The following is a 25,475-nucleotide window of genomic DNA, read 5'->3' as shown; positions in this document are numbered from 1 at the left end:
CTCGCTAGGTCAACGCCGTGCTGGCCCAACGAGTTCCAGTCCGATCGAAGCAAGTTCCGAGCCAACACCGGAAACTCGACCATTTCATGTCCTTCACTTGACATCAGGTCGTGCGTCACCAACGAACTTATCCCGGTTCGGCATTCTGATCGCCGCGAGCGATCGGGCATCCAGCGTCGCATCCGCTCCGACCAACCCGTTCAGGTTCAAGATATAAGCAGACACAGCGTAGACATCGTCGTCGCTCAGCGACTGCGGCGCATTCTGCGGCATCGCCCGTCGGATGTAGTCGAATAACGTCGGCGCATAAGGCCAGTAGCTTCCGACCGTGCGGATCGGCTTGGCGGTCGCTATCGTACCCTGTCCACCGACGAGGCGATCGCCGATGCCACCCTCGCCATTCTCGCCGTGACATGACGCACATTGCTGCGCGAACACTTCGCGTCCATGACTGACCGATCCACTTCCCTTCGGCAGATTGCTGCCATCGCGTCCGACATCGATATTCCAGCCCGCGATCTCGGCCGCCGTGGCTGGCCGGCCGATGCTGTACGCACTTTGCGCCTGGGCCTCACTTGCTCCGATGCCGAACAGAATAGTCAGGGCAACGCAGCAGATCTCATGCCAGCGCATTGATGACCTCCCCGTCGGCAGCAATGCGCCAGGGCCAGATTGCATTGTTGTGGTAGAAATAATTCTCGCCACGTACGGCGAGCAGTTCGGCGAGCGTCGGCTGAACATAGCCGGTCTCGTCAATCGCGCGGCTCTGAATCACAGCGGGCTTGCCGTCCCATTGCCAGGGCAAGCGGAAGCGCGTGAGGGCACGTGTCAGCACCGGATCCTGCAATCGCGCGTCGTTCCAGCTCTTGCCGTCATCGACGGACACCTCGACGCGCTTGATCTTGCCATGGCCGCTCCAGGCGATCCCGGTGATTTCGTGAAAACCGGGGCCGCTCAGACGCTGGCCACCCGAGGGGCGCGTGATGATCGACTTGGCTTCCATGTAGAAGGAGAATTCGCGCGCCGTGCCATCAGCCAGGAGATCGGTGTATTTCGAGGTCTCCTCACGCGAGTAGGCAGGCTCCGCCGTCACGTGCAGGCGCCTCAGCCACTTCACGTTCATATTGCCTTCGAAACCTGGCAACAGCAGCCGCAACGGATAACCCTGCTGCGGGCGAAGCCGCTCGCCGTTCTGGCTGTAGACGAGCATGGCATCCTCGAGGCATTTCTCGATCGGGATGCTCCGGGTCAGTGCTGCCGCGTCGGCGCCTTCGGCGATCACCCATTTGGCCTCCGGCTTCAACCCCGCCTCCTGAAGCACCAGTTTCAGGCTGACGCCGGTCCACTCGGCGCAGCTCAGAAGACCAACGAGGTCCGAGGCTGTCTTGCCATAGGGCTTGGTGTAACCGGGATTGCCGGAGCATTCGAGAAAGTGGATGCGCGATTCCGACGGAAAGCGCCTGAGATCCTCAACGGTGAAGATCAGCGGCCGCTCGACGAGGCCGTGAAGCATCAATCGGTGCTGCGCCGGGTCGATGGTCGGAACCCCGCCGTGATGCCGCTCATAGAACAGACCGTTCGGCGTGATGATGCCGTCGAGTTCCTGCAACGGCGTGCGGCCGGACGCGGAGATGTATTGCTTGAGATTCTTCGAAATGTTCTTGACGACGCCCTTTTCGTATGGCGACGGCGCACCATAGGGCTGGCTTCCCATGGGATCGCCGGGTGCCTTCATCCAATCGGGGACGTTGGGCGGAAGGTTTTCCGTCTCCGCGGCGGCGGATGCACCGGCTCCGAGGACGACACTCCCTGCCACTGCGCCGCCGGCTTGCAGGAAGCGGCGGCGCGTGGTCCTGTCGGATTTGTCGCTGGCATCGATCGTGTTGCTCATTGCAGACCCTCGGCTGAAGCTCGGCCCGCATCAAAGCTTCCGCGAAGCGCATTTGCAATTCGCGCTCATTTCAAAAACAAGCGATCTCGCTCAGGACCGATCCAAAGCCACCGGCCGCAACAGCAGTTCCATTCCCTTGCAGCGCACAAACAGCCAGCGCGTCACTCACCTGGCGCAATCGCGTTGCTGGGCGTCGGCCGATCGGTAATCTGCTGGCCGAACAGGCTGCCGATTAATTCAACCGCAGTGCGTGCAGTGCGGCCGCGTTCATCCAGGAACGGATTGAGCTCGACGATATCGACCGACCGCACCACGCCGGAATCGTGCAGCAGCTCCATGATCAGATGCGCCTCGCGATAGGTCGCGCCTCCCGGCACCGTGGTCCCCACGCCCGGCGCGACACAGGGATCGAGAAAATCGACATCGAAGCTGACATGGAGCACGCCGCTGCTCGCCTTGACCCGCTCGATGACGCGCCGGATCAGCACGGCGACGCCGAACTCGTCGATCTGGCGCATGTCGACCACCCTGATCCGGCGTGCGCGCATCAGATCTCTTTCGAGCTTGTCGATCGAGCGTGCGCCGAACAGGTCGAGTCTATCCGGGTCAATCGAGGCGCGCGGATCATCGCCCAGCAGACCATCCAGGCCCGCCTCGCCGCACAGGAACGCGGCTGACATGCCGTGCATATTGGCGGTGATGGTCGTCTCCGGCGTATTGTAGTCGGCGTGCGCATCGAGCCAGAGCACGAACAGCTCGCGTCCGCGCGCCTGCCAATGCCGCGCCATCGCATTGACCGAGCCCATCGACAGGGTGTGGTCGCCACCGAGGAAGATCGGCAGAGCACCGGTTTGCGCAATCTCATAGCCGCGACGACTGAGGACGCGCGTCCAGCGCTGGATTTCGCGGTAGTGATTGGCCTTTTCCGGGGGCCTGTCGGAGAGGTCCCTGACCTCGGCCACGGAGAGGTCGCCGTAATCGACGACTTCGAAGTCCAGGCTTTCGAGCAATGTTGCAAGGCCGGCGGTGCGCAGCGCCGCGGGACCCATCAAGGTGCCACGCTGCGAGGCGCCCATGTCGATTGGCGCGCCCAGCAACGCGATGCGCCGGGCTCGATCCATGGTGGTTCGATCGGTCACGGCAATCTCCTGAGGTCAGCAAGGCTGCACCAGCGTAACAGAGATTCGCACCCGTCGTTTCACGGGGAGCCGGAACAAATTCCCGCGGGCGGCATTTTCACTACAAGGTCGGCACCCGCCGTTCAAAACGGCGCCTGTCGCGGATAGCCAAAGGTCTACGGGCCCGCTGTTCAAAACGAGCGCACGCGCGGATAGCCAAAGGTGCCGGCCTCTGTTCTTCGTCGAGTCTGGAAGCCGCGAGCTTGAGCATGGACATACCGCAGCCTAATTCCGAGCCCGGCATTACCGAGCGCGCGATCGATGCAGCGACCGATGTGTCCCACACGATCGGCGAGGTCGCGGGAGGGTTGCGTGCGGCGGTCGATCGGCTCACCTACGCCATAGATGAAGCGCGAAAGCCCGGACGGCCGCTCTCCACGGTGGCGGCGATCACACGCGAAGCCCCCCTCGCCAGCCTGTTCGTGGCTTTCCTGTTTGGCGTAGCGGTTGCGCGCCGGCGCTAGGACGTTCGAACGATTAGCGTGAAGCCTTGATTCTTATTGAAGCGAGTTGGCCGCGGGACAAGACGCGGGCAGCCAGCTTGTTGTCTCACATCGCCCGAGGCCAATGCCGTCTGATCCAGAAAGGCCGCGCCATCCGGAGCACGGCCCATGATCTGGAGCGAGGAGCTCACCAGTGGTGGCGATGCCAGCGGTGCCGCACCACGGGATAGGATCCGCGGTAATAGGCATAGGCGGGGCGCACGACGCGGCGATAGCGATAGCCGTATGTGACCGGCCGCGTGTAGTAGGTGGTCGTGGCGTATCCGCTGCCCCAACGGTACGGCGCATCATATCCATAGTCGTAGTCGTATGCGTAGGGGCCGCCATAGTAGCCAGCACCGTAGTAGCCTGGACCGTATCCGTAATAGCCGTAGCCCGGCCCCCAGCCATAGGCCGAGGAGGCTAGCCCGCCGATCACGGCGCCCGCAACAAGGCCGCCGGCGATACCCGGTCCCCAGTCTCGCCACTGAGCTTCGGCGGGAGACGTTGCCGCTACCGAGCTCAGACCGAGTGCGCCGACCATCAGTGTCGACATTGCGATCCTATTCATCGAAATTTCCTTTCACATCCACATTGCTTGCGCCCCGTGGATAACGGGAAAAATAGGCAATGGTTGCTGCTGACCGCGTGTGTCTCCTCTCTTCGTCTAAAGAGCGGGAAAAACTGGAAACCTTCCGAAGTGCCTTGAGTTGGCAGCGACTGGGTCCGCCTTGGAGAGACAGCATGGTCGACGAAGTCGTCTTGAAGAACGCAACGGAGACCGCATGGACGGTGTACCGGGCCCAGCGTCCCGATATCGACGCTCACGACAGCCGGCGCTGTCTGCTGGAGCGTCACCTGCACAGAAGAGGAGAAGAGCGCGAAAGCGATACCGAAGAACTCGCCAGCTTCGGGATAGCCTACCTGCACCGACTCTCTGAAGACGAATGTTGACGAGCATGAAAATGCTCGTCGCGCGCGTGGCCCGCGGAAGCACAAGGCCGAGTTGGACGTTGCTTGCCATTTCATTCGTTATCTCGGCGATCATCGTAATCGGCTTGCGCATCGCATTTGGGGCCTAGTCGGATGCGGATCGCCCAGCTTGCACCGTTGGCCGAGAGCGTTCCTCCCAAGCTTTACGGCGGCACGGAACGGGTGATCGCTTGGTTGGTGGACGAGCTGGTCGCGCTTGGTCATGACGTCACCCTGTTCGCAAGCGGCGATTCAAATACGAAGGGAAGGCTTCACGCGGTCTGGCCGCGGGCTCTCCGCCTGGGGCGGAGGGGCGTCGATCCGAGCGCCGCCCGCGCGCTGCTGATTGAGGCCATCGCCGAGCGTGCCCGCGACTTCGACGTGATCCACTCCCATGTGGACTGGCTGCCCCTGCCCGTGCTGAGCCGGACCGGGGTGCCGTTTCTGACGACGATGCACGGCCGGCTCGACCTTCCGGGTCTATCCGATGTAGTCGCGAGGTTTTCCAAAGCCCCATTCGTTGCCATCTCGGACAACCAGCGCCGTCCGCTTCCGGACGCGAACTGGCTCGCGACGATTCCGCACGGGCTGCCCCGGGATCTGTTTCAGCCATGCTACGAGAGTGGTTCGTACCTGGCTTTTCTCGGACGGCTCACCGCAGAGAAAGGGCCGGAAGACGCCATCCGTATCGCGCGCGCCGCCCGCATGCCGCTGCGCATCGCCGCCAAGATACCCCGCGCGGAGACGGCCTATTTCAAGAAAAGACTCGAACCGGAGATCGACGGCAAGAAGATCCAGCTTGTTGGCGAGGTCGACGAAATTCGCAAGCAGCCGTTTCTCGCCGGTGCAGCCGCCTTGCTGTTTCCGATCGATTGGCCGGAACCCTTCGGGCTGGTCATGATCGAAGCGATGGCGTGCGGAACGCCCGTCATCGCCTACCGTTCGGGATCGGTGCCGGAAGTCGTGGAGGACGGCGTCACGGGCTTTATCGTGGACGGCGAGGAACAGGCGATCGCCGCAGTCAACGAAGTTGGTCGACTCGATCGAAGGAGGGTGCGCGCCCGTTTCGAGGAGCGGTTCGCCGCGAGCCGAATGGCGCGCGAGTATGAAGGTCGATATCGCCAACTGATGCGCGCGTGTGCGCCACTGCCGATGGCCGGCGGGGATTGAAGTTCCGCTCCGGCGGCGGCTTCAGTCCTTTCGCTACAGCAGCAATCCGCGGTCTCCCTCAACAAACACAACTCCCGCTATTGCCGAATCTTCCCGAATCGGAACCGCGCAGCACGGCGAGGGTTGATCGACATCCGCATTTAGGAGGTTTCAAATGAACAAGCGTCTATTCCTGGCTACAACCGCCGCTGTCGCGATCGCGACTTCGGCGCTCGCGCAATCTTCTCCGAGCACATCGAACTCCAACCCGTCGGCTGCGCAGCGTCAGCAGGACTCCACATCGACGACGACGCCGTCGCCTGCGACGTCCGCCCCGTCATCCAACTCGTCTCCGGGATCTGCGCAGACCAATCCTTCGACGAATTCGGCTCAGACGCAGTCTCCGCCGTCGACTGGTCAGACCGCTGCTGGCCAGACGTCAAACCCAAATTCGGGCACCAACACCACGCAGGCCCCGACTTCGGGCACTTCGACCAACCAGGCACAAACCAGTCAGCCCTCCAATCAGAGCACGACGCCTTCGAACCAGGCACAGACCAATCCTCCCCCTCCCTCGAATACCCAGAGCGCAAATCCGCCGGCATCGGGCACCAACCAGGCACAGTCGCCGACGGGCAGCAACGCGACCAATACGGCCCAGCAGCCGAACAATCAGCAGAACACGGCCGACCGTTCGTCGAATACCAATGTGAATGCGTCGGCGAACATCGACGATCAGCAGCGGACACGCATCAGCTCGTCGATTTCGCACCTGAACGTGCAGCCGCTGACCAAGGTGAACTTCTCGCTATCGGTCGGTACGGTCGTGCCGCGCGATGTCCGTCTGCAGCCGCTGCCGGCCGACGTCGTCCAGATCATGCCGCAGTATCGTGGCTACAACTTCGTCCTGGTGAAGGACGAGATCGTGATCATAGAGCCGTCCAGCTACAAGATCGTGGCGGTCCTGCCCTACTCCGGCCGCTCGACAGCATCGGCGCCCGCACCCATCGAGAAGCGCAAGACAACATTCAGCGATCACGACCGTGAGGTGATCCGCAAGCACGCGAAAGCGCGACCGGTTGAGCGCGAGCGCCGGACGACCGGCAGCACGGTCCGCACCGAGATCCGGACCGGCGAGCGCGTGCCGGAGGGCATGGAGATCGAGGCATTTCCGGAAGAGGTGTATCGGGATGCTCCGACCCTTCGCGAGTACCGGTACATCAACCGGGACAGCCGCACCTACATCGTCGAGCCGCAAGAACGCCGCGTGATCGAAGAGATCGATTGATCCGATAGGAGCTGCCTGATCGAACAAGAAGGGCCGCACATTGCGGCCCTTCACATGTGATGGGAATCTGTGCTGCCGGAGGTACGACAGTGAAGCTGCTGTCTCAACCTGAGGAGGTTCACGCAGCGCTGACGGCTTCAAGCTCAGCCGCCAGAAATTGTTTCTCGAACGTCTCGGCGGGCATCGGACGGCCGAAGAAATAACCCTGCCCTTCCTCGCATCCCATGCTGATCAGGAAATCCGCCGTGGCGCGATTCTCGATACCTTCGGCAACGACCGTCAGGCCAAGTTGCTTGCTGAGGCCGATGGTCGAGCCGACGATGGCGGCGTCGTCGGAATCGGCGAGCAGGTCGAGCACGAACGAGCGGTCGATCTTGAGCCCATCGAGCGGAAACTTCTTCAGATAGCTCAGGCTTGCATAACCCGTTCCGAAATCGTCGAACAGGATGCGGACGCCGAGCTGCTGGATCCGCTTGAACATGTCGAGCACCCGGACCTCGTCGTGCAGCAGGATGTCCTCGGTGACCTCGATCTCGAGGAGCGAGGGGGTCAATCCCGTCGATTTCAGCAGCTCCGCGACCGAATGCGCGAGATCGCCGGAGTGCAGTTGCGACGGCGACAGGTTGATCGCAACCCGCACCGCGTTGCCCGACAATTCCCAGGCACGCGCCTGTCGGACGGCGGTCTCCATCACCCAGCCCGCGATCCGCTCGGACAGCGCCGAGGTATTGACCACCGGCATGAACTCTCCGGGCGAGACGTAGCCGCGAACCGGATGCCGCCAGCGGATCAGCGCTTCGGCTCCGATTAGACCGCCATCGATCAGACGAACCTGAGGCTGGTAGAACAGCTCGAACTCGCCACGATCGGCGGCGAGTGCCAGTTCGCTCTCCAAGGTCAGCCGATTCTCCAGCTCCTGCCGGATCGCGCTCTTGAAAATCACATGACCGCCCCGCCGCGTCAGCTTGGCCTTGCTCAGCGCAAGGTGGCCGTTGCCCAGGAGATCATCGGCGCTTTGTCCACCATCCGGATAGACCGCAACACCTATGCTGATCCTGACCCGATGCTGGCGCGTACCCGTTGCGAGCGGCGTCTCGAACGAGCGCGCAATCCGCTCGGCAAACGCTGCAATCGGCTCGCCGATGCTTGCGCCATCCAGCGCAATCGCGAACTCGTCGCCGCTGAGCCGGGCGACGACCGCATTGCTATCGGCTTCGGTCCGTAGCCGTTCGGCCACCGCGCGCAGCACGAGGTCGCCGGCCGCGTGTCCCAGCATGTCGTTGATCTGCTGAAAGCCATCGAGCCCCAGCACGAGCAGCGCAGCTTCGGAAGAGCGCCGCTCGGCCGCAGCGATCAGACTGACAAGGCCCGCGTGCAGCGTGTTGCGGTTGGCAAGCCCCGTCAGTGCGTCATATTCGGCCAGATACCTGACGCGTTCTGCCTCGCGCTTGCGCACGGAAATGTCGCGCAGGATCGCGCCATATTGGAAGCCGTCCGTTCCCTGCCAACCCGAGAAGCTCGCCTCGACCGCGAAAATCTCGCCATTCTTGCGCCGGCCCTCGAACTCGACGACGACGGCACCGCCGGGCACCAGCAGCGCCTGGCGCGCGGCGTCGCGAATGGCGAAAGTCTTCGTGCCGGCGTCGGCCGGAACTGCGCAAAGTATTTCGAACGGGCGACCGATCATCTCGGTCGGCATGTAGCCGAAGATCGCGCTCGCGCCGGGATTCCAGACCGTGATCCGGTGATCTTCGTCGGTGCAGACCAAGCCATCGCCGAGCGACATCGCGATACGATGAAAACGACTTTCGGCGATGCGCCCCAGCAGGCTCCGGAAATCGATCTCATCCAGCGCGATCGCCGTCAGATAGGCGACGATCGCGATGTGGAACAGCGAGGTATCGATCACAAGCGGCCATCGTTGCTGCACGAGGACCGCGGTCAGTTCGATGCCGGCTCCGGCCGCGATCAGGATCGCGACGCGGACGCCCGGCGCGACACGGCGCCATGAATACATCATCAGTAGGCAGATCAGGCCGAGACCGGCGACCATGCCGGCATCGGACGTCCAGCGCAGCATGCGGTTCTGAAGCACCGATTCTGCCGCCAGGGCCTGGAGGACGGGTCCAGCGACGATGCGGCCATTCGGGACACTGAACCGGTCGCCCAGCTCGAGTGCCGTAGCACCGACAATGACCTTTTTGTCCCTCAGCTTGTTGAGTGCCGCGGCATTCCCCCGCAGCACGTCGATATAGGAAACAACTGGAATCGATCCCGGCCGAATGCTGAAGTCGATCAGGAAGGGCGGCCGCCGATTGGCGTCCTGCCCGGCCAGCACGACGGCCATCGAGGGCATCTGGACATCCCCGAGCTTCTCGCCGACCGGGTAGCGGCGAACGAGCCCATCGGGTTCGACCGCGACATTGACGAGGGCCGGCCACGACTGATTGCCGAAAGGCTTCAGCGGACGATTGATGTGAGCCGGACCACCATTGGGCGTCGGTTGCTTGAAGGACGGCAGAATGGTCGAGCCGCCGACCTCCCGGAGCGCGGTGACGAAGGCCTCGTCGGAGGCCGGATCCGACGGCGTGCTGAAATCGATGTCGAAGGCCACGTCCGGCGCACCGGCGCTCTCGAGCCTGCGCAGAAGGTCGGCGTGCAGGCGGCGCGGCCACGGCCACACGCCGATCTGAGCGATCGAGGGGGCGTCGATCGCCACCACGACGACGTTGCCGCTGGCGGAACGAGATTCCCAGGCGAAGCGGAGATCGGTGAGCGCATTGCGAAGCGCGCCGTGCCATCCCGTGGACAGCACGACCGCCAGCGCGATCACGACAAGGATGTGTGGCCGATAGCGTTTCACCCGATCCTCCCGCGCACCCGCTTCTGCAGGTGCGCCCCCTCGTCCCCTAGGAAATCGCCCTAGTGTCTGTGGCCATTGCCGTGGCCACCACCGTTGCCATTGCCGCCGCCGTTTCCGATACCGTTGCCGGTGGCACCGTTATTGCCGTTACCGCCATTCCCGTTGCCCATGGTCCCGTTGCCATTGTTGTCGTTATTGGCGCCGGAATTATCCTTGGTCGACCCAGCGGTGGTCGCAACATTTGTTGCACCCGATGAGGCGCTGGCTGCGGATCCACTGCTGCTCAGGGTGACTGCCGTGACCGACGAGCTGTTGGACGCAGTGGTCGTCGTGCTCGACTTATTATCGCTCCACACCGTATCGGTGCTGGCATTCGCATTGCGGACTTGCCCCGGTGCAGCAGCGCTGTGGGCCAGTCCGTGCGTGACCTTGTGGAAGTTCAGCTTGACCTCGCCCAGCGAGCTGGAGATGTGCACGACGCCGGCCTTCGGCGGGTGAGCTCCGGTGACCTGATGCGACGGCGTCGGCATACCTGCCGTCTTGGTGCCCTTGTCGATCGGACCAAGCGCATGGATCGCATGGCCGCCTCCCGCATCGCGCGGCGCCGACAGGCCCGACTTGGGCACGGGGACGCGTTCGATCGTCGAGGCGCGCGGCTTGCCTTGCTCGATCGGATTGAGCGTACCGGCGCCGCTCAGGCTAAGACCGGCCTTGCCGTGCTCGAAGGCGGCGGCCGCCTGTCCCGGCATCACCTGGGCGATCTGCCCCGTCCTGAAATCGGAGACTTCAACCTGGCCGCGGAGCACGCCAACCTTGGTGCTGCCTGCGCCCACCGTCACGCTGAAATGCGTCCCCTTGACCACGGCGGCGAGATAAGGCGTCTCGACCTCGAAATGCTTGACGTTGCGCTTCTCGACCTCGAGCAGGATCGAGCCCGCCTGCTGGATGATGGTGGTCGAAAGCCCCTCCTTCTTCTCGGCCGGCACGCCGACCACAGAGTTGGGAGAGATCAGGATCGTCTCCTCGCCGCGAACGAGCAGCACGCGCCCGTTACGTCCGGTGCGGATGGTATCGCCCGGCTTCAGCGTCTCTTCCTGGTTCAACGACACGGGCTGGGCGCCGTTGGTGGCGAGCCAGACCTCGCCCGATGACTTGCTGACCGACCAGACGCCGTCATCCGCAGCGGATGCACCAGACGCCGTTCCCAGGATCAGCGCTGCCATCAAGGCGCACCGCATTCCAGTTCGAACAAGCATGATGGACCCCCAGCGTGAGTTACTGCGAGCCTGATGCGTATCCGAAATCACTCAAGATTGGCTTAGCAGGAGCCAGGGAGTTCCGCGGGTGCATTAACCTATCGTTGACCATAAAAAACTATGAAAAATCATGCGACTACCGACTCCTCACCATCGGCTGGAGACTTCTCCGTCTAATTACGGAGAACGGCCCGTGCGCGGCACGGCCGCACGGTATCTCGCTGCCGTGCTCGCGCTCATCGCGCCCGCACTCGCGGGAGCTCCGCAGGCGCTCGCACAACAGGCGAACCAGCCAGGGTTCGATCCTCGCCAGCCGGAGAAATATTTTGAAAACCAAACCGAGCAGGAATCCCTCGGTCGGCCTCCGGTGAAACTGCCCTCGGTCGGCCAACCCAATATTGGCGGGGATACCAGGCCGCAGTTCGTGCTGCGCGGCATCAGCGTCAGCGGCGCCCACGCCGTTCCGCACGATCGCATCGCCTCAATCTACCAGCCCTATCTCGGCAAGAAGGTCTCACAGGCCGACCTCGCCACAATCGCCGGTGCAATCAGCGATCTCTACCGCACCCAGGGCTACCATCTGAGCCGGGCGATCGTGCCTCCGCAGGACGTTCCCGACGGGCGCGTCCGGATCCAGGTGATTGAAGGTTCCATCGTCGAGGCCGATCTGAAAGGCGATGGCGCCGAGCAGTTCGGCGTGAGGCCGATGCTTGGGCCGGTCCTGGCCGAGCAGCCGTCGCGGCTCGCAACCCTCGAACGCCAGCTCTTCCTCATCAACGGCACGGCCGGTGTTCGGATCACCGACACCGCGCTGGAGGAGATCGGCGGTGCGACCGGCCGCTTCCGCCTCACCGTCTACCTCAAAACGTGGCACGTCTTCACCTCGTTCGGCCTGGACAATCTCGGCTCATCGTCGGTCGGTCCATGGCAAACCTACGCGACGGGCGCTTTCAACTCCTACCTCACCCCCGGTGACACGCTGGCGGTCAACCTGTCGACCATTGCCAACGATCCGCGCGAGCTCGGCTTCGGGCGGCTCTCCTACGACACGCCGGTCGGAGTCGATGGCGTACGCCTTGGTGCGTCCGTTCTCTACAGCGCGGTGCGGCCGGGCGATGCACGTCGGCTTGACAGCGACATCACCACGACCGAAGCGTTTGAGCTGCGCGCCAGCATCGTCCCCCTGCAGTCGCAATCTTCTTCGCTCGTCCTGACTGCCGCGACGACCTTCAGCAACGTGTCGGAGCACGATCTTTACGGCCCCTGGTACAACGACCACATCAGGACTGCGAGCCTCACCGCCGACTATCGCCTCCAGGACGGTTTCGGCGGCACCAATTACGCGACCATGACCTATCGCCAGGGCCTCGATGTCTTCGGCGCATCGCATTTCGGCGACGATCTGTTGTCCCACGTGGGCGCAGCCTCGAATTTCTCGGTGCTGAACTTCTGGTTCACGCGGTACCAGACCCTCAACGATGCATGGTCGCTCAAGCTGTCCGCGGCGAGCCAGACCGCGTCGCGGCCGCTATTCATCTCGCAGCAGTTCTATCTCGGCGGCGCAGCCTTCGGCCGCGGCTATGGTGCAGCCGAGATCAGCGGCGACAATGGCCTTGCCGGCTCGCTCGAGCTGCGTTTCGACCAAAAGCTCAATTACCGCTACTGGAGCGGTTACCAGCTCTATGCCTTCGGCGACGCCGGCGCCGTCTGGAACGACGGCTACCGGCTGAGCGATGGCCTGGCGTTGACGTCAGCTGGCGTCGGCGTGCGGTTCTTCCTGCCGCAGGATCTGCAGGCGGATTTCGGCGTAGCTGTCCCCTTGAGCTACCGGGCACCGGACAATGAGCGTCGCAGTCCGCGCTTTCTCTTCACCCTCTCGAGCGCCTTCAGGCTCTGCCCCGAGCGCGGTAGAGGCGGCTGCCTCTAGCTGCGCGGCCTTCGCCTTGATGCGGCCCTTTTTGGGCCGCCCTCACAGACTTGCCTAAATTTAATCCCGTAACGTGCTCACGTTCGCTCGATCCGGGGGTTTTCAATAGCCATGTTCAGTCAAAAGTGATTGAGACGGAACCATGAAGAGGGTGTTTGCAATTCTGGCGTTTCTCTGCGTCCTCGCGGCGGGCCAGTACATCATCGTCAGCAAGTTCGCGATCCATCACGAGATGCTGTCCTTGTTCGACGCTTCGCGCCAGCGGCCGATTTCGGTCGAGATCGCCGTGCGGCGCGACTACGAGACGAAGGCCAATCTCGGCCTCTGGAAGCTTCCAGTCGCCATCATCAGCAATGGCAACACGGTCAAGGCCACCGAGTATTCGTTTCTCGCCAACGTGCTCGCGGCGCGCGGCTATCTCGTCGCCAGCATCCAGCAGGATCTGCCGAGCGATCCGCCTCTGATGACCCATGTCGGCCAGCAATATGTCGGCCGGCGCGAGGTCTATATGCGGTGCGAGGCGAACATCCTCTTCGTGCTGAACACGTTGAAGGGACGGCAGGAAAATGCCGACTACGACCACATCACGCTGGTTGGTCATTCCAACGGCGGCGACGTCTCCATGTATGTCGCCAAGCAGCATCCCGAGCTCGTGTCGAAGGTGATCACGCTCGACAATCTCAGAGTGCCGTTCGTGCTCAACGACCATATGAAGATCCTGTCGTTCCGCTCAAAGGATCCGCATTTCTTGACTGACCCCGGCGTGCTGCCCACGCCGGAAGAGGCCAAGGCGCGCGGCATCGACATCATTCATACCGGCGCACAGCACACCGAAATGAGCGACCGCGGTCCCGATGCCGTCAAGGAAAAGATCCAGGCGACCCTGGACCGCTTTCTGCGGGACAGCGCCAGCAGCGCGCTGGCGCCGGCCAATACGGCCACCCCGATGATCATGAACCCGGGCGACTACTAGCCTCGACAGCTTGCGGCAGATCAACGCAGCTCCATGCGGGCCGCGGTAGAAGGCCCATACAGCATGGGAGATGCTCATGTCGCATCATATTCAGGGGCTCGATCCGCAGAGTCTTGGCCTGCCTCCGGCGAGGGTGCCGGGATTCGCCAGGCATCTTTATCGTTCGGCCCGTAAGGTGCTGCGGTCAATCATTGCCCGCATCGACCTTTCGCAATTTCCGGGATCGTGCTGCGGCTGAGCATCCGACCCATAGTCGAATCCAGTCAGGGGATCAGATGCGCGAACATATAAGACGAACTTGGCTTCTGCTCGCGACAATCTCGGGCCTCAATGCGTCGCCTGTTTTTGCGGCTGATCCCACTCATGGCGCCGATCTCGCCCGGCGCTGGTGCGCCAGCTGTCATGTCGTGACGAGCGGCCAGACCCAAGCCAGCGCCGACGTGCCCTCCTTCGCATCGGTTGCACGCAAGCCTGATTTCAACGCCGACAGGCTTGCCTTCTTCCTGCTCGATCCACATCCGAAAATGCCGAACTTTCCGTTGAGCCGGATCGAAGCCGCCGATATCGCGGCCTACATCGGATCGCTGCGCCAATAGGCCGTGCCAAGCGCTCAAAATGCAAATCCCTGCCGGGTGAACCGACAGGGATCAGCAGAAAGGATGATGGACGGCGGATGACGCACATCCGGTGGCCCACCATGGACCTGCGTCGGAATTGAAATGCGCTTCGCGCTGCTCCGCAAGACCAATTTGTGAGCAGACCGCGGCGCGCCCAACCAGGACCAACCCAGTCAGGATTTGCCCTTGCCCGGCTGCATGAAGTTGCCGGTCATCTGGCGCATGTGATCGCCGGCATTGGTGAACTGGCTGCGCAGGAACTCGGACTGGATTCGCATCGCTTCCTGAAGATCGGTTGCGTGAACCAGCTTGCGGGCATGTTCGAATGCCGCTTTCATGTTCTGCTCGGTGAAGGCAAGCGCCTGCTTGGACACGTCGGCGCCCGCTCCCGGAACGGACGACATGGATTTGGTGGCGGCATCGAAAAACATGCCGAAGGCCTTCTCCGCCTGGTCGATCGTCTTCTCAGCCAGGTCGCGCAGTTCAGCCGGCACTTCGAGCTTCGGTTCGATCATGGTCGCACTCCTCCACTTTTTCCTGACTAATTATCACATTTCTCGCACCGCATTCCAGCGGCCAAGCTGTGGCAGCCGCCCCTATCTGGCGGTCGACGTCAGGCCTGAAAGATGGGCAAAGCGTAATGTCGGTGCGGCCGGCTTCAAGACAAGGGATGTTCGGGGACGGTTTCGTCAGTGACGAGGTCCTCGACCAGCTTGATGACCTCGAAGCGCTGGCGGGGAGCGAGCTGGAGAAAAGCGCGCAGCAGGCGGAGACTCTCGACTGTACTGTTCGCAGGTGCGCCGAGCTTGAGGTGCAGTTCGCCCGCGAAATTGAGGTTTTTCATCTCGCACCTATGACAAGATTCGGCCTTTCCGGGACAGACGTCGGAGGCCCGATCGAGGACGGGGTGCCGTCACCGAACGCGATGGCGACGACATCCCCAGGTCGGGCCCCAACGTCTAGCACGCCGGAGCTCCGCAATGAGCGGACTCGGCCCGACCCGGGAGGTTGCAATTATGGCAAGGAACAACCCATCGGGCAAGCCAAACCGTAAGCTTAGCGATGCTTCGTCGGCATCGTGCCACGGCAATTCCGGATAACAGGAATAGGCGCCGCCGTCACTCACCTGCGTCAAGAAGCAGCACCAGTGATCACACAGCCCCGAATGTTGTCAATTCGACCAACGTTTCGCGTTTGATATGATCGGAATCCGGCAACTACGGACTAGCGCCTCTTCAGCGTATACACGTAATCGTTGAGTCCGATCTCGGCGGTTGTATCGTCGACGAAATGAACGTCGATCTCGCAGCCGGTCTCCAGCGTCCTGATGCGGCTGCCGGTGAAGCCGAGCGAAGCTGCAAGCGCCTGCGGATCGGCCTTCTTGTCGGCACGCTGCATCTCGTCGAATGCACCCTGGAAGATCATGTCGGGACCGTAGTCTGTCACCTCGTATTGCGGTTTCGCGCAGGCAAACGGACGCGGACCGGAGATTTCCCGGGTCTTCAGCAGCACCGTCTTGCCCATCAACCGCGTGCGCTCGGCATCATCGGGCTTGCGGTGCGGATCTGCCCATGGTGCCACCACGGCCCCGGTCAATGTCCAACTTCCGATATAGAAAGGATCAGCCGCCGCCGCGGGGCCAACCACGCAGAGCGATGCGAACAGACAGGCCATGGCAGTCGATTTCATTCGATGAGTCCCCTCTATCTCTCGGTTTGGACTCACCGTTCCGCATCACGGTTCATCATTGCCAGATATTTCTCGTGCCATGAACCCTCGTTCAAGATGGCGCGACCAAGCGGCTGCGAAACAGCCACGCAGATCACGGGCGCCATGGCTGATGGACTGTTCGATTCGGGCGCGCGTCAGCACCAAAGGACCATGGCATGCTTTCTCGCTGCGATCTCATCAAGGGCGCCGCGGTTGCGCTTCTCACACTCTCGACACAGAGCGCATGGGCGCAGGAGACCAAAATGAACCTGTTCAAGATCGTCACCATCAAGGATGAGATCATCATCGGACTGTCGCCCGAAGAGCTCCAGGCACTCGGCGGCAATGACGCCAGCGTGGTCGCGCACGCCCTGGCGCAGAAGGGCGATCTCACCGTCTGGCAGTACAACGTGCACCGCGGACAGAACGGTGAAATGCAGCAGGCACCGACCGCCAAGATCGGCCTGCTGGCCAACGCCTCGCTCCGCGTTGAGCCCTACATCACGCCCTACCAGATCATGCCGCATCCGTAACACGCGACGGAGAGCTGCCGGCGGCCAACGCCACCGGCAGCTTCGTTCAGCGCCGCCGCGCCGATACGTCGGTCGCAAAGCCGTAGACCAGCGCCAGCCGGTCGAGGCATTCGCGAAATCGCCGGGCAAAATAATCATTCCAGCGCTGGGTGCGGACGGCACGCCGCTGCCCGATCTGGTCCATGGTCAAACCAAGCACCAGCACGTCATGCACCAGCGCCGCACCGTCGGTTCCGAGCTCGCGTTCGACTCGGTTCAGCCGCAGTACAGCCTGGCGCTGGCTCTCGGTCACCGGTTCACGGAAACCGGTGCCGTCGACATATTCGCGGGTCGGATCCGTGGCCTGAGGACCGCGCTCTGCCCTTTCCCAGTCGTTCTGGTAGGCGCGCCCGCCCCGATATTGCGCTTCGTCGATCTGGTGATGTGAGTGCAGCCGGCCGAGCGGGTCGTTGCGGATCGACCGCATTGCCATGATCTTCTCACCGGAATCAAGCGCGAGCGGGTTATCGACCTCTGCCTCCATGACCTCGGCATTGAACGGCAGGTCGCGCGAGCGCCGGTCGTGGAGTTCGGTCAACCTGTAGGACTTGTTGCGTCTGGCACGAACCACTCGGAAACTCCTTGCGAATTGACATGAAAATGGACGGTCGTGCGCTGATCAGGCGGCGGAGACGAGCCTCAGCACGGCGGCAGCAGCCGTACGGGCCGCGCCGGGGCCGCGAGTGAGGCGCGCGTGCGGCGTGCAGTAGCTTGAGCCTATTTGACGCGGGTGGCCGCAGAAGCTGATCAGTTCGCCCTCCTTGTCGCCGCCATAGGGGTAGCGGCAATCGCCTCGTTCGAGCTCGTCCAGCGTTATCAGGCGCGGCTGGACACCGACGCAGCGCAGCTTGACCGGATTGGCCGGTTTCAAGGCCGATGGCGGCGGCAGATTCAGGCCGGGTGGCGCGGCACGCGGCGGTGTCAGCGGAGTAGACTCGCCTGGTAAGGACGGCACGATCGACGGGCTTATCATTCGTTCGGGCGTGCCGATCCCGAGCCCAAGCCGCTTGGCGCGACCGATCACCGCGTTGCGCGTGTAAGCCGTTCCAAACCTTGCGTTAATCCGTCTTCCGATCTCCGCATATGACAGTCCTTTGAAGAAATAGTCGCAAAGCGCGTCGGAATGCTCCGACGACCAATGGCCCGGTTCCATGCTGCTGTCCTGTGATGCGCCCCGATCACACGATCCAAAGGCGGAACACACATTCCGTTATTCCGAAAGCAAAGTCAAGCCGGAATTCTGATATTCATAATTGCATTAATTCCGAATTTCGGATTACAAGGGGCAGAGCCATGGGCAATCGAGGGAATCACCATGTTGGACGTTGCGATGATCGAGCGGGGCCTGGAAAAGACGGGCAAGAGCAAGGGCGGGCTTGCCGCGGCGATGGGCGTCCGCCCGGGTGCGGTGTCGGAAATCCTCGGCGGCGAACGCCTGGTGAAAGCTTCGGAAATCATTCCGATCATGCAATACCTTGAGCTGAACCTCGCCCCGATCATGGGCCGCGTCGGCGCCGGCGCGGTGATCGAGCCAGATGTCGAGCAGGTCCCGCCGGAAGGGCTGGGCGACATCGCGCTGCCGTTCCCGATCATGGAAGAGACCGTGGCCTTCGAAATCGTCGGCGATTCGATGCTGCCCAAATATGAAAGCGGCGACGTGATCGTGGTCTACAAGGACCAGCGTCATCCATTGTCGAGCTTCTACGGCGAAGAGGCCGTGGTCCGGCTCAAGACCGGCGAGCGCTATCTGAAGACCATCGAACGGGGCAAATCTCCCTCCGTCGTCAACCTCGTCAGCTTCAATGCCAAGCCAATCGTCGGCGTCAAGCTCGACTGGGTCGGAGAAATCTGCCTCTCGATGCCCAAAGGCCAGCTCGAGCGGCTGCGCGCCAAGTCGGCCCGGCCGCGCAAGAAGAGCCGGTAAGCGATCGATTTCCGATTTGCGGAAATGGATCTTGACTAAATTTCGTTTTTCAGAAATACTCTGCCGCGCACCCGGACTTGGGGGCGCGGCAGGATCGTTCAATGCAGTATTTCGTCGTGATGATCGATTACGGGCGACGCGGTCGCGAGGCGGTCGTCGATCCTGAAATCACCAGGCGCGAGGTCATCTCCCGCGTCAGCTCCGGCGAATATCAGAACATCTCGTTCATTCACGAAATCGCGGAGAATTCGGTCGAGGACGTGACCGAAGCCATTTTGGCCGAGGCCGCCCTCCCCGAAATCCCGACTGAAGATGTCGATCTCCAGGCGCTTCACCACGATCACGCCGGCGACTTGCGCAAGCACGAGCGGACGTGACGCAGGCTTAAGCCGCCTGCGCCACGCGCGTGCCGGAAATCACACCGTGAGAACAGTCGATCCTGTGGTCTTGCGCGCGGCAAGATCGGCATGAGCCTTGGCAGCGTCCTTCAGTGAATAGGTCTGGTGCACTTCGATCTTGACCGCACCGGACTTGACGACGTCGAACAGCTCGTTCGCCATGGCGACCAGGTTCTCGCGCTTGGCAGCGTAGGTGAACAGCGTCGGACGGGTGACATAAAGCGAGCCCTTCTGCGCGAGCAGGCCGAGATTGAGCGGCTCGACCGCGCCGGACGATGCACCGAACAGCGCAGCGACGCCAAGCGGCGCGAGGCAGTCCAGCGACTTCAGGAATGTGTCCTTGCCGACGGAATCATAGACCACCGGCACCTTCTTGCCGCCGGTGATCTCGTCGACGCGCTTCACGAAATCCTCGCGCGTGTAGATGATGACGTGGTCGCAGCCATGCGCCTTGGCGAGCTTGGCCTTCTCGTCGCTGCTGACGGTGCCGATCACGGTTGCGCCGAGATGTTTTGCCCATTGGCCCAGGATCAGTCCGACGCCGCCAGCGGCGGCATGGAGCAGGATGGTGTCGCCCGCCTTCACGCGATAGGTCTGACGGATCAGATATTGCGTAGTGAGGCCCTTCAGCATCATCGCTGCGGCGGTCTTGTCGTCGACGCCGTCGGGCAGCTTCAACAGCCGGTCGGCCGGGATTAGCCGTGCCTCGGAATATGCGCCAAGCGGTGATGCACCATAGGCGACGCGATCGCCGGCTTTGAGATCGGTAACTCCAGGCCCGACTTCCTCGACGACGCCGGCGCCTTCGCTGCCGAGCCCGCTTGGCAGTTGCACTGGATACACGCCGGAGCGGTTGTAGATGTCGACGAAATTGAGGCCCACGGCCGTATGCCGAATGCGCGCCTCGCCCGGTCCCGGCTTGCCGACACTGACCTCCTCCCAAACCAGGACTTCCGGACCACCGGTCTTGTGAAAACGAATGGCATGGGTCATGGGCGTTGCTCCCTTATTGTTGCGTTGGTGGTCCTAGAAAAAAGCGGGTCGGCTGGAGAAATAGGCATTTGGTCCGCTCGTTACAGTATGGAAGCCGTAACAAGAATGTCACAGCGGACGACAAACCCTCATCGTTCCGCCTCTGTTCGAAAGAGTTGATGACGGTCTCGGAGCGACCGGCAGTAGCCTCTGCGCGGGGTTTGGTAGTCGCCTGCGAAGGAGAGCCGAGATGCCAGCTTATGTACAGCATCATCAGGACATCGAAATCGCGCCTGTGATTTGCCCGACATGCATGGGGTTCCTGCCGATGTATGTGCGCGAGATCGAGCCGCATTGGAGCCTTGCCAAGATCGACTTCGTCTACGAATGCGCCGATTGCGGCGCCGAGGTCAGGCAGACCATCCGCAAGCCGGAGCTGCTGCGGCACTGATTGCACGATCAGCTGCCCTTAAGTATTTGCGCTGAACGGAAAAAGCTGATGTCAGCGCGGGTCAGGCCGTCCCAAACGAGGCTTGTTCTTTGCCGGGAACGCAGGCAGAACAAGCCTCAAGCAAGACCTTTGGGAGCGCCGTTTCGTGGCAGATCAGAAGGCCTCGACTTCGATCGAGGCAGTGGAGAGCGGCCTCGCCGCGCAAGGCTACATCGCGAGCCGGCAGATCGCGACCGCCGTCTATTTGTCGCAACAGATCGAGAAGCCGATCCTGGTCGAGGGCCCCGCGGGCGTCGGCAAGACTGAGCTCGCCAAGGCGATCGCCGCCTGGCGCGGCAAGAAGATGATCCGCTTGCAGTGCTACGAAGGCCTCGACGAGGCCAAGGCGCTCTACGAGTGGAAATACGCCAAGCAGCTGCTCTACACCCAGATTCTCAAGGACAAGCTCGGCGAGGTCCTCGGCGGCGCGCAAACGCTGCACTCAGCCCTCGATCAGCTTCACGATTTCGGTGACGTGTTCTTCTCCAAGGAATTCGTCGAGCCGCGGCCGCTGCTTCAGGCGCTGGAGCAGCCGGGCGGCTGCGTGCTGCTGATCGACGAGATCGACAAGTCGGACGCCGAATTCGAATCGCTGCTGCTGGAGATCCTCTCCGACTTCCAGGTCACGATTCCCGAGCTCGGCACCGTCTCGGCGATCACGCCGCCGACCGTCATTCTCACCTCCAACAGCGAGCGCGATCTCGGTGACGCCTTGAAGCGGCGCTGCTTGCATCTGCATATCGGCTTCCCCGAGCAGCGACTGGAAGAGCGTATCGTCGAGAGCCGCGTGCCTGGCATCTCGCAGACGCTGCGCCGGCAGATGGTCGGCTTCATCCACGAAATCCGTTCCCTGGATCTGAAGAAGCTGCCCTCGGTCAGCGAGACTATCGACTGGGCCCGCGTGCTGGTGCTGCTGCAAGCGAGCGAACTCGACACCGAGATCGTCAAGGACACGCTCAACGTGCTCCTGAAATACGAGGCCGACATCGAGGCCGCATCGCCGCAAGTGACGACCTTCATTGCCAAGGCGGCACGGTCCAACGTCTTCGGTTGACACCGATGCGCGAGAACCTCCATCGCTTCTTTCGGGCCGCGCGGGGCGCCGGCGTTCACGTCTCGCCCGCCGAAAGCATCGATGCGATGCGCGCGGTCGCACAAGTCGGCATAACCGACCGCGCCATCCTGCGCGACGCGCTGCTCCTGACGCTCGCCAAGTCGCAGGATGAGAAGCTCGCACTCGGCGACTGCTTTGATCTGTTCTTCAGCCAGCCCGAACCACCGCAGGCTCAACCTGAGGCCGACAATAACGAAGACGCCTCGCAGGACGCGGACCAGTCCCCCTCCTCTGGCTCGGCCAGCGAAGCGGGGGGAGGCCAGCCGACGGAAGGACTTGGCCCGCTGGCGCAGATGCTGCTATCCCAGGATCGCAACGCAATCCAAGCGGCCATCGCCAGCGCCTCCGGTGCAGCCTCACTCTCCGACATCCGCTATTCCACCCAGCGCGGCATCTTCTCCAGCCGCATCCTCGACGCCATGGGCCTCCAGCGCCTGCGCGACGATCTCGATGAGTTGACCGCGACGAATCCAACGCTGGCCGAGCGCCTGCGTTCTGCACTCGACGCTCTGCGTGAAGCGGTGCGTGATACCGTCTCGCAGGGACTTGCGCTCTACGCCCGTGAAGAGGCCGAAAACCTCCGCAATGAGATCTTGCGTAACGCGCCTCTTGCCCGCGTCGAGCGGCGCCAGGTCGCCGAGATGCGCGCCCTCATTCGCCAGATCGCGCGCCGCCTTCGCGAGCGCTATTCAAAACCGCGCAAGCGCCAGCGCCGCGGCCATCTCGACGTCCGCCGCACGCTTCGCCGCAACGCTGCCTGGGGCGGCGTGCCCTTCCTCACCGCGTGGAAACGCAAGCACCGTGACCGGCCGAAAATCGTGGCGCTGTGCGACGTCTCCGGCTCGGTCGCTCAGGTCTCGGACTTTTTCCTGCTCCTGATCCACTCGCTGCATGAGGTCGTGGACGACGTCCGCTCCTTTGCATTCTCGTCACACCTGATCGAGGTCAGCGGGATCCTGGAGAAGAAGTCGCCTGAAGAGGCGATGGCCGAGATCATGTCCAAGGTCGGTTTCGGCTCGTCCGACTACGGCTCCTCGCTCGTCGACTTCGAAAAGGATTTCATGAGCACGCTGACGCCGCAGACCACGGTGATCGTGCTCGGCGATGCCCGCAGCAACAATCTCGATCCGCGCGCCGACATCCTGCGCCGCATCTCCGAACGCTCGAAGCGGCTGGTCTGGCTCAACCCCGAAGGGCGGCTCGCCTGGGGCTTTGGCGATTCCGAGATGCCGCGTTATGCGACGTTCTGCAGCGTGGTGCGACAATGCGCCACCGCACAGCAGCTCGAGCGCGCGGTCTCGGATATCGTTGCGACTTATCAGTAAGTCTTGGTCAGTAAGTCTTGGCCTCGCGGCGAACGTCAGTTTCGCGCAAGCTCCGCATGCGCAACATTGCACTCACGAAAGTGATAGGCAATTTCGTCGAGCGCGCGCTGTTCCCATTCCTGGGCTTGCGCGAGCCAGAAAACCCGCCGCTCGAAATCGAGTGCGGCGCGTTCCCGGCACAGGGATTCCTGACTGCGAATTTCCACCAGCCTGTTCATGCACTCACACTCCTTGCCGTGTGAAGCCATTCCCCACGGATCAGCCTAGCAGAGTCATGAACCCAGCGTCTCACCATTTCTGTGCATATCGCGACGCAGAATGAGACAGCAACGCTTCCCGTGCACTGCGGCTGTCGCAACGCAGCATCAAATGAAGATCATCAATTAGTGATCGGCGATCGGGACGATAGTTGCGTCTGGTCGATCTTAACTATTGTGGCGCAACAGACTGCGGCAATTCGTGAAGAGAAATTCTAAACAGCTCACCGAATTCCCGACTCATTGTCGTCGCATGGTCTTCATGCAGCGCCGCTAACAGGGGCGCGCGAACGTGACTATCGCTCGAGGCAACATGAGCAACGACATCGACTTGGATCTCTCGCCGGACCAGTGGGAGGCGCTGCGTGCGCTTCGCAACCCGGTGTCGAACGGTCGCCTCGCGAAGACTTATCTCCTCGAAGGTCTCGTCAAGCTCGGGCTCGTCGTTGTGCATGAGGGCACGCCCGCAATGACTGCGACCGGCCGCAGGGTACTGGTGAGGGGATCGTGTCGCCTCCTCGATCTTGTCGCATGATGTCTGCCGAGTGAAAAATGAAGGCGATGGGGTGACCCTTCGTACTCCAACGGCGCGCTGTTCATGATGCGCTGCTGAGCCTGGACTAGGTCGCCGATGCGATGAGACCGCGCCATGCGAGGCCCCGAAGACACGCTGTTTCGCGTCCGCACACTTCCCGGTGTGCTTCAGGTCTCTTTCGATTTGCACTACGACAATCTGGCACGGTTGTTGCTCCTTTTTGACGCCCAAAACGCGTCAAACCTGGGGAATCCAACATGTCGACCATCGCCGCGGCGCCCGCCGCCGATCCCAAGCCGCTCTATACGTCCCTGTTCGTCCAGGTCCTGGCTGCACTGGTCCTGGGCATCATCCTCGGCGTGGCCGCCCCGGACTTTGCGATCAGTCTGAAGATTCTCAGCGACGCCTTCCTGAAACTGATCTCGATGATCGTGGCGCCGATCGTATTCTGCGTTGTCGTGCACGGCATCGCCGGCGCCGGCGATCTCAAGAAGGTCGGTCGGGTCGGCGTCAAAGCGCTGCTGTATTTCGAGGTCATGACGACGATCGCACTCGTGGTCGGCCTGTTGCTCGCCTACATCTTCGGGCCCGGCCACGGCATGAACATCGATCCTTCGACCCTCGATGCCAAGGCGCTCAGCACCTACGCCGACAACGCGCACAAGCTGTCCGGCGGCGGCATCGGCGCCTTCCTGATGAACGTGATCCCGACCACATCGTTCGACGCGCTCTCGCGCAACGACGTGCTCCAGGTGCTGTTCTTCGCCGTGCTGTTCGGCGTCGGCCTTGCGCTCGTCGGCGGCGAGAAGGGCGCGCTCGTCACTTCCGTCATCGACGCGGCCTCCACCGTGCTGTTCCGCGTCATGGGGCTGATCGTTCGCGTGGCCCCGCTGGGCGTGCTCGGCGCGGTCGCCTACACGGTCGGTAAATACGGCGTCGGCTCACTGAAACAGCTCGTCTCGCTGGTGATGCTGTTCTACGTCTCGGTCGGGATCTTCGTACTCGGCGTCCTCGGCAGCGTGATGGCGCTCGCCGGCATCAACATTCTCAAATTCCTGTCCTACCTGCGCGAGGAACTGACCATCGTGCTTGCGACCGCGTCGTCCGACGCGGTGCTGCCGCAGATCATGAAGAAGCTGGAGCACATGGGCGTGAAGGATTCCGTGGTCGGCCTGGTCATTCCGACCGGCTACTCCTTCAACCTCGACGCCTTCTCGATCTACCTCACCCTCGCCGTTGTCTTCATCGCGCAAGCCACCAACACGCCACTATCCTTTGGCGATCTGCTGCTGGTGCTAGGCGTCTCCCTAATCACGTCGAAGGGCGCGCACGGCGTCCCCGGCTCGGCGATCGTGATCCTGGCCGCGACGTTGAACGCGGTGCCGAGTATTCCGGCGATCGGCCTCGTGCTGGTGCTGTCGGTCGACTGGTTCATCGGCATGGCCCGCGCAGTCGGAAACCTCATCGGCAATTGCGTCGCGACCGTAGTGGTCGCCGCCTGGGAAGGCGATCTCGACCGCGCCAAGGCGGCCAAGGTGCTCGAAGGCGGCAAGACGGTGGATGTGACGGTGGGCTGAAGCCG

28 protein-coding genes and 1 pseudogene are annotated in these 25,475 nt (G+C 62.4%); 15 read left to right on the top strand and 14 right to left on the bottom strand.

The window, feature by feature from the left end; all coding sequences use genetic code 11:
• Positions 1 to 93: 93 nt before the first annotated feature.
• From XH89_RS10645 to rocF, 3 genes are all read right to left on the bottom strand, one after another.
• A complete protein-coding gene (locus XH89_RS10645) occupies positions 94 to 633 on the bottom strand; it encodes a c-type cytochrome (RefSeq protein WP_194467018.1) in 540 nt (179 codons plus the stop codon).
• Positions 620 to 1,891 (bottom strand): sulfite dehydrogenase, encoded by a 1,272-nt coding sequence (gene soxC, locus XH89_RS10640; protein WP_194467017.1) that lies wholly within the window; start codon positions 1,889 to 1,891, stop codon positions 620 to 622. Before soxC ends, XH89_RS10645 begins: the two co-directional genes overlap by 14 nt.
• A 161-nt stretch (positions 1,892 to 2,052) precedes the next feature.
• Complete coding sequence (gene rocF, locus XH89_RS10635; protein ID WP_194467016.1) at positions 2,053 to 3,030, bottom strand: arginase; 978 nt, start codon at positions 3,028 to 3,030, stop codon at positions 2,053 to 2,055.
• Between the two features lie 248 nt (positions 3,031 to 3,278).
• Between rocF and XH89_RS10630 the strand changes: the two genes are divergently transcribed.
• On the top strand, positions 3,279 to 3,533 hold the full coding sequence (locus XH89_RS10630) for a hypothetical protein (RefSeq protein WP_194467015.1): 255 nt from the start codon (positions 3,279 to 3,281) through the stop codon (positions 3,531 to 3,533).
• A 166-nt stretch (positions 3,534 to 3,699) separates the two neighbouring features.
• On the opposite strand, the gene XH89_RS10625 is transcribed toward XH89_RS10630, so the two are convergent.
• Complete coding sequence (locus tag XH89_RS10625; RefSeq protein WP_246767788.1) at positions 3,700 to 4,122, bottom strand: hypothetical protein; 423 nt, start codon at positions 4,120 to 4,122, stop codon at positions 3,700 to 3,702.
• A 173-nt stretch (positions 4,123 to 4,295) separates the two neighbouring features.
• On the opposite strand from XH89_RS10625, the gene XH89_RS10620 reads away from it, so the two are divergent.
• The 3 genes from XH89_RS10620 (at position 4,296) to XH89_RS10610 (ending at position 6,960) form a co-directional block, all read left to right on the top strand.
• Positions 4,296 to 4,505, top strand: a complete 210-nt coding sequence (locus XH89_RS10620; RefSeq protein WP_194467014.1) for a hypothetical protein — start codon at positions 4,296 to 4,298, stop codon at positions 4,503 to 4,505.
• A 132-nt stretch (positions 4,506 to 4,637) separates the two neighbouring features.
• A complete protein-coding gene (locus XH89_RS10615; protein WP_194467013.1) occupies positions 4,638 to 5,693 on the top strand; it encodes a glycosyltransferase family 4 protein in 1,056 nt (351 codons plus the stop codon).
• Between the two features lie 154 nt (positions 5,694 to 5,847).
• On the top strand, positions 5,848 to 6,960 hold the full coding sequence (locus XH89_RS10610) for a DUF1236 domain-containing protein (protein WP_194467012.1): 1,113 nt from the start codon (positions 5,848 to 5,850) through the stop codon (positions 6,958 to 6,960).
• Positions 6,961 to 7,078: 118 nt separating this feature from the next.
• On the opposite strand, the gene XH89_RS10605 is transcribed toward XH89_RS10610, so the two are convergent.
• Complete coding sequence (locus XH89_RS10605; RefSeq protein ID WP_194467011.1) at positions 7,079 to 9,823, bottom strand: EAL domain-containing protein; 2,745 nt, start codon at positions 9,821 to 9,823, stop codon at positions 7,079 to 7,081.
• Positions 9,824 to 9,882: 59 nt separating this feature from the next.
• A complete protein-coding gene (locus XH89_RS10600) occupies positions 9,883 to 11,079 on the bottom strand; it encodes a FecR domain-containing protein (RefSeq protein WP_194467010.1) in 1,197 nt (398 codons plus the stop codon).
• A 130-nt stretch (positions 11,080 to 11,209) separates the two neighbouring features.
• Here XH89_RS10600 and XH89_RS10595 point away from each other — a divergent pair, with 130 nt between their 5' ends.
• On the top strand, positions 11,210 to 13,006 hold the full coding sequence (locus XH89_RS10595) for a ShlB/FhaC/HecB family hemolysin secretion/activation protein (RefSeq protein ID WP_194467009.1): 1,797 nt from the start codon (positions 11,210 to 11,212) through the stop codon (positions 13,004 to 13,006).
• Between the two features lie 142 nt (positions 13,007 to 13,148).
• Positions 13,149 to 13,661 (top strand): annotated as a pseudogene (locus XH89_RS42065) (alpha/beta hydrolase); the annotation flags it as partial.
• Positions 13,662 to 13,816: 155 nt separating this feature from the next.
• On the opposite strand, the gene XH89_RS42060 reads toward XH89_RS42065, so the two are convergent.
• Entirely contained in the window at positions 13,817 to 13,960 is a 144-nt protein-coding gene (locus XH89_RS42060; RefSeq protein WP_371825227.1) for a hypothetical protein, read from the bottom strand.
• A 294-nt stretch (positions 13,961 to 14,254) separates the two neighbouring features.
• Here XH89_RS42060 and XH89_RS10585 point away from each other — a divergent pair, with 294 nt between their 5' ends.
• Positions 14,255 to 14,575, top strand: coding sequence for a cytochrome c (locus tag XH89_RS10585; RefSeq protein WP_194467007.1), 321 nt, complete (start codon positions 14,255 to 14,257; stop codon positions 14,573 to 14,575).
• A 194-nt stretch (positions 14,576 to 14,769) separates the two neighbouring features.
• Here XH89_RS10585 and XH89_RS10580 read toward each other — a convergent pair whose 3' ends face one another.
• The 3 genes from XH89_RS10580 to XH89_RS10570 all read right to left on the bottom strand — a co-directional run bounded on the left by XH89_RS10580 (position 14,770) and on the right by XH89_RS10570 (position 16,285).
• Positions 14,770 to 15,111, bottom strand: coding sequence for a phasin (locus XH89_RS10580; protein ID WP_057749686.1), 342 nt, complete (start codon positions 15,109 to 15,111; stop codon positions 14,770 to 14,772).
• 143 nt (positions 15,112 to 15,254) lie between these two features.
• A complete protein-coding gene (locus XH89_RS10575; RefSeq protein ID WP_194467006.1) occupies positions 15,255 to 15,440 on the bottom strand; it encodes a hypothetical protein in 186 nt (61 codons plus the stop codon).
• Between the two features lie 380 nt (positions 15,441 to 15,820).
• Positions 15,821 to 16,285: a hypothetical protein gene (locus XH89_RS10570; protein WP_194467005.1), complete on the bottom strand. Its 465-nt coding sequence runs from the start codon at positions 16,283 to 16,285 to the stop codon at positions 15,821 to 15,823.
• A gap of 197 nt (positions 16,286 to 16,482) precedes the next feature.
• Here XH89_RS10570 and XH89_RS10565 point away from each other — a divergent pair, with 197 nt between their 5' ends.
• Positions 16,483 to 16,839, top strand: a complete 357-nt coding sequence (locus XH89_RS10565; protein WP_194467004.1) for a hypothetical protein — start codon at positions 16,483 to 16,485, stop codon at positions 16,837 to 16,839.
• A gap of 46 nt (positions 16,840 to 16,885) precedes the next feature.
• Here the strand turns inward: XH89_RS10565 and XH89_RS10560 are convergent, their stop codons facing one another.
• Both XH89_RS10560 and XH89_RS10555 read right to left on the bottom strand, forming a co-directional pair.
• Positions 16,886 to 17,449, bottom strand: coding sequence for a hypothetical protein (locus XH89_RS10560; RefSeq protein ID WP_194467003.1), 564 nt, complete (start codon positions 17,447 to 17,449; stop codon positions 16,886 to 16,888).
• A gap of 48 nt (positions 17,450 to 17,497) precedes the next feature.
• Positions 17,498 to 18,031 (bottom strand): GcrA family cell cycle regulator, encoded by a 534-nt coding sequence (locus XH89_RS10555; protein WP_194467002.1) that lies wholly within the window; start codon positions 18,029 to 18,031, stop codon positions 17,498 to 17,500.
• A gap of 162 nt (positions 18,032 to 18,193) precedes the next feature.
• Between XH89_RS10555 and XH89_RS10550 the strand changes: the two genes are divergently transcribed.
• Both XH89_RS10550 and XH89_RS10545 read left to right on the top strand, forming a co-directional pair.
• Positions 18,194 to 18,802, top strand: coding sequence for a S24 family peptidase (locus tag XH89_RS10550; RefSeq protein ID WP_194467001.1), 609 nt, complete (start codon positions 18,194 to 18,196; stop codon positions 18,800 to 18,802).
• 101 nt (positions 18,803 to 18,903) lie between these two features.
• Positions 18,904 to 19,179: a hypothetical protein gene (locus XH89_RS10545; protein WP_194467000.1), complete on the top strand. Its 276-nt coding sequence runs from the start codon at positions 18,904 to 18,906 to the stop codon at positions 19,177 to 19,179.
• A gap of 39 nt (positions 19,180 to 19,218) precedes the next feature.
• Here the strand turns inward: XH89_RS10545 and XH89_RS10540 are convergent, their stop codons facing one another.
• A complete protein-coding gene (locus XH89_RS10540) occupies positions 19,219 to 20,193 on the bottom strand; it encodes a quinone oxidoreductase (RefSeq protein ID WP_194466999.1) in 975 nt (324 codons plus the stop codon).
• Positions 20,194 to 20,422: 229 nt separating this feature from the next.
• Here XH89_RS10540 and XH89_RS10535 point away from each other — a divergent pair, with 229 nt between their 5' ends.
• The 3 genes from XH89_RS10535 (at position 20,423) to XH89_RS10525 (ending at position 23,101) form a co-directional block, all read left to right on the top strand.
• Positions 20,423 to 20,623 carry a hypothetical protein gene (locus tag XH89_RS10535; protein ID WP_194466998.1) on the top strand — a complete coding sequence of 67 codons (201 nt, stop codon included), beginning with the start codon at positions 20,423 to 20,425 and terminating at the stop codon, positions 20,621 to 20,623.
• 145 nt (positions 20,624 to 20,768) lie between these two features.
• Positions 20,769 to 21,716, top strand: a complete 948-nt coding sequence (locus tag XH89_RS10530) for a MoxR family ATPase (RefSeq protein ID WP_194466997.1) — start codon at positions 20,769 to 20,771, stop codon at positions 21,714 to 21,716.
• Positions 21,717 to 21,721: 5 nt separating this feature from the next.
• Positions 21,722 to 23,101, top strand: coding sequence for a VWA domain-containing protein (locus XH89_RS10525; RefSeq protein WP_194466996.1), 1,380 nt, complete (start codon positions 21,722 to 21,724; stop codon positions 23,099 to 23,101).
• Between the two features lie 35 nt (positions 23,102 to 23,136).
• Here the strand turns inward: XH89_RS10525 and XH89_RS10520 are convergent, their stop codons facing one another.
• Positions 23,137 to 23,319 carry a hypothetical protein gene (locus XH89_RS10520; RefSeq protein WP_128950583.1) on the bottom strand — a complete coding sequence of 61 codons (183 nt, stop codon included), beginning with the start codon at positions 23,317 to 23,319 and terminating at the stop codon, positions 23,137 to 23,139.
• Positions 23,320 to 23,671: 352 nt separating this feature from the next.
• Between XH89_RS10520 and XH89_RS10515 the strand changes: the two genes are divergently transcribed.
• A complete protein-coding gene (locus tag XH89_RS10515; RefSeq protein WP_194466995.1) occupies positions 23,672 to 23,893 on the top strand; it encodes a hypothetical protein in 222 nt (73 codons plus the stop codon).
• Between the two features lie 257 nt (positions 23,894 to 24,150).
• Positions 24,151 to 25,470, top strand: coding sequence for a dicarboxylate/amino acid:cation symporter (locus tag XH89_RS10510; protein ID WP_194466994.1), 1,320 nt, complete (start codon positions 24,151 to 24,153; stop codon positions 25,468 to 25,470).
• The last annotated feature ends 5 nt before the right edge of the window (positions 25,471 to 25,475 follow it).

Origin of the sequence: Bradyrhizobium sp. CCBAU 53340 (assembly GCF_015291645.1) — a bacterium.
Lineage (GTDB): Bacteria > Pseudomonadota > Alphaproteobacteria > Rhizobiales > Xanthobacteraceae > Bradyrhizobium.
This window is presented reverse-complemented; position numbering and strand designations above follow the sequence as displayed.

Bases quoted from the DNA above. Each gene is read 5' to 3' on its own strand.
- XH89_RS10645 (WP_194467018.1), bottom strand. From the start codon at position 633: ATGCGCTGGCATGAGATCTGCTGCGTTGCCCTGACTATTCTGTTCGGC.
- soxC (WP_194467017.1), bottom strand. From the start codon at position 1,891: ATGAGCAACACGATCGATGCCAGCGACAAATCCGACAGGACCACGCGC.
- XH89_RS10630 (WP_194467015.1), top strand. From the start codon at position 3,279: ATGGACATACCGCAGCCTAATTCCGAGCCCGGCATTACCGAGCGCGCG.
- XH89_RS10625 (WP_246767788.1), bottom strand. From the start codon at position 4,122: ATGAATAGGATCGCAATGTCGACACTGATGGTCGGCGCACTCGGTCTG.
- XH89_RS10620 (WP_194467014.1), top strand. From the start codon at position 4,296: ATGGTCGACGAAGTCGTCTTGAAGAACGCAACGGAGACCGCATGGACG.
- XH89_RS10615 (WP_194467013.1), top strand. From the start codon at position 4,638: ATGCGGATCGCCCAGCTTGCACCGTTGGCCGAGAGCGTTCCTCCCAAG.
- XH89_RS10610 (WP_194467012.1), top strand. From the start codon at position 5,848: ATGAACAAGCGTCTATTCCTGGCTACAACCGCCGCTGTCGCGATCGCG.
- XH89_RS10600 (WP_194467010.1), bottom strand. From the start codon at position 11,079: ATGCTTGTTCGAACTGGAATGCGGTGCGCCTTGATGGCAGCGCTGATC.
- XH89_RS10595 (WP_194467009.1), top strand. From the start codon at position 11,210: ATGCGACTACCGACTCCTCACCATCGGCTGGAGACTTCTCCGTCTAAT.
- XH89_RS42060 (WP_371825227.1), bottom strand. From the start codon at position 13,960: ATGATCATCGGGGTGGCCGTATTGGCCGGCGCCAGCGCGCTGCTGGCG.
- XH89_RS10585 (WP_194467007.1), top strand. From the start codon at position 14,255: ATGCGCGAACATATAAGACGAACTTGGCTTCTGCTCGCGACAATCTCG.
- XH89_RS10580 (WP_057749686.1), bottom strand. From the start codon at position 15,111: ATGATCGAACCGAAGCTCGAAGTGCCGGCTGAACTGCGCGACCTGGCT.
- XH89_RS10575 (WP_194467006.1), bottom strand. From the start codon at position 15,440: ATGAAAAACCTCAATTTCGCGGGCGAACTGCACCTCAAGCTCGGCGCA.
- XH89_RS10570 (WP_194467005.1), bottom strand. From the start codon at position 16,285: ATGAAATCGACTGCCATGGCCTGTCTGTTCGCATCGCTCTGCGTGGTT.
- XH89_RS10565 (WP_194467004.1), top strand. From the start codon at position 16,483: ATGCTTTCTCGCTGCGATCTCATCAAGGGCGCCGCGGTTGCGCTTCTC.
- XH89_RS10555 (WP_194467002.1), bottom strand. From the start codon at position 18,031: ATGGAACCGGGCCATTGGTCGTCGGAGCATTCCGACGCGCTTTGCGAC.
- XH89_RS10550 (WP_194467001.1), top strand. From the start codon at position 18,194: ATGTTGGACGTTGCGATGATCGAGCGGGGCCTGGAAAAGACGGGCAAG.
- XH89_RS10545 (WP_194467000.1), top strand. From the start codon at position 18,904: ATGCAGTATTTCGTCGTGATGATCGATTACGGGCGACGCGGTCGCGAG.
- XH89_RS10540 (WP_194466999.1), bottom strand. From the start codon at position 20,193: ATGACCCATGCCATTCGTTTTCACAAGACCGGTGGTCCGGAAGTCCTG.
- XH89_RS10535 (WP_194466998.1), top strand. From the start codon at position 20,423: ATGCCAGCTTATGTACAGCATCATCAGGACATCGAAATCGCGCCTGTG.
- XH89_RS10525 (WP_194466996.1), top strand. From the start codon at position 21,722: ATGCGCGAGAACCTCCATCGCTTCTTTCGGGCCGCGCGGGGCGCCGGC.
- XH89_RS10520 (WP_128950583.1), bottom strand. From the start codon at position 23,319: ATGAACAGGCTGGTGGAAATTCGCAGTCAGGAATCCCTGTGCCGGGAA.
- XH89_RS10515 (WP_194466995.1), top strand. From the start codon at position 23,672: ATGAGCAACGACATCGACTTGGATCTCTCGCCGGACCAGTGGGAGGCG.
- XH89_RS10510 (WP_194466994.1), top strand. From the start codon at position 24,151: ATGTCGACCATCGCCGCGGCGCCCGCCGCCGATCCCAAGCCGCTCTAT.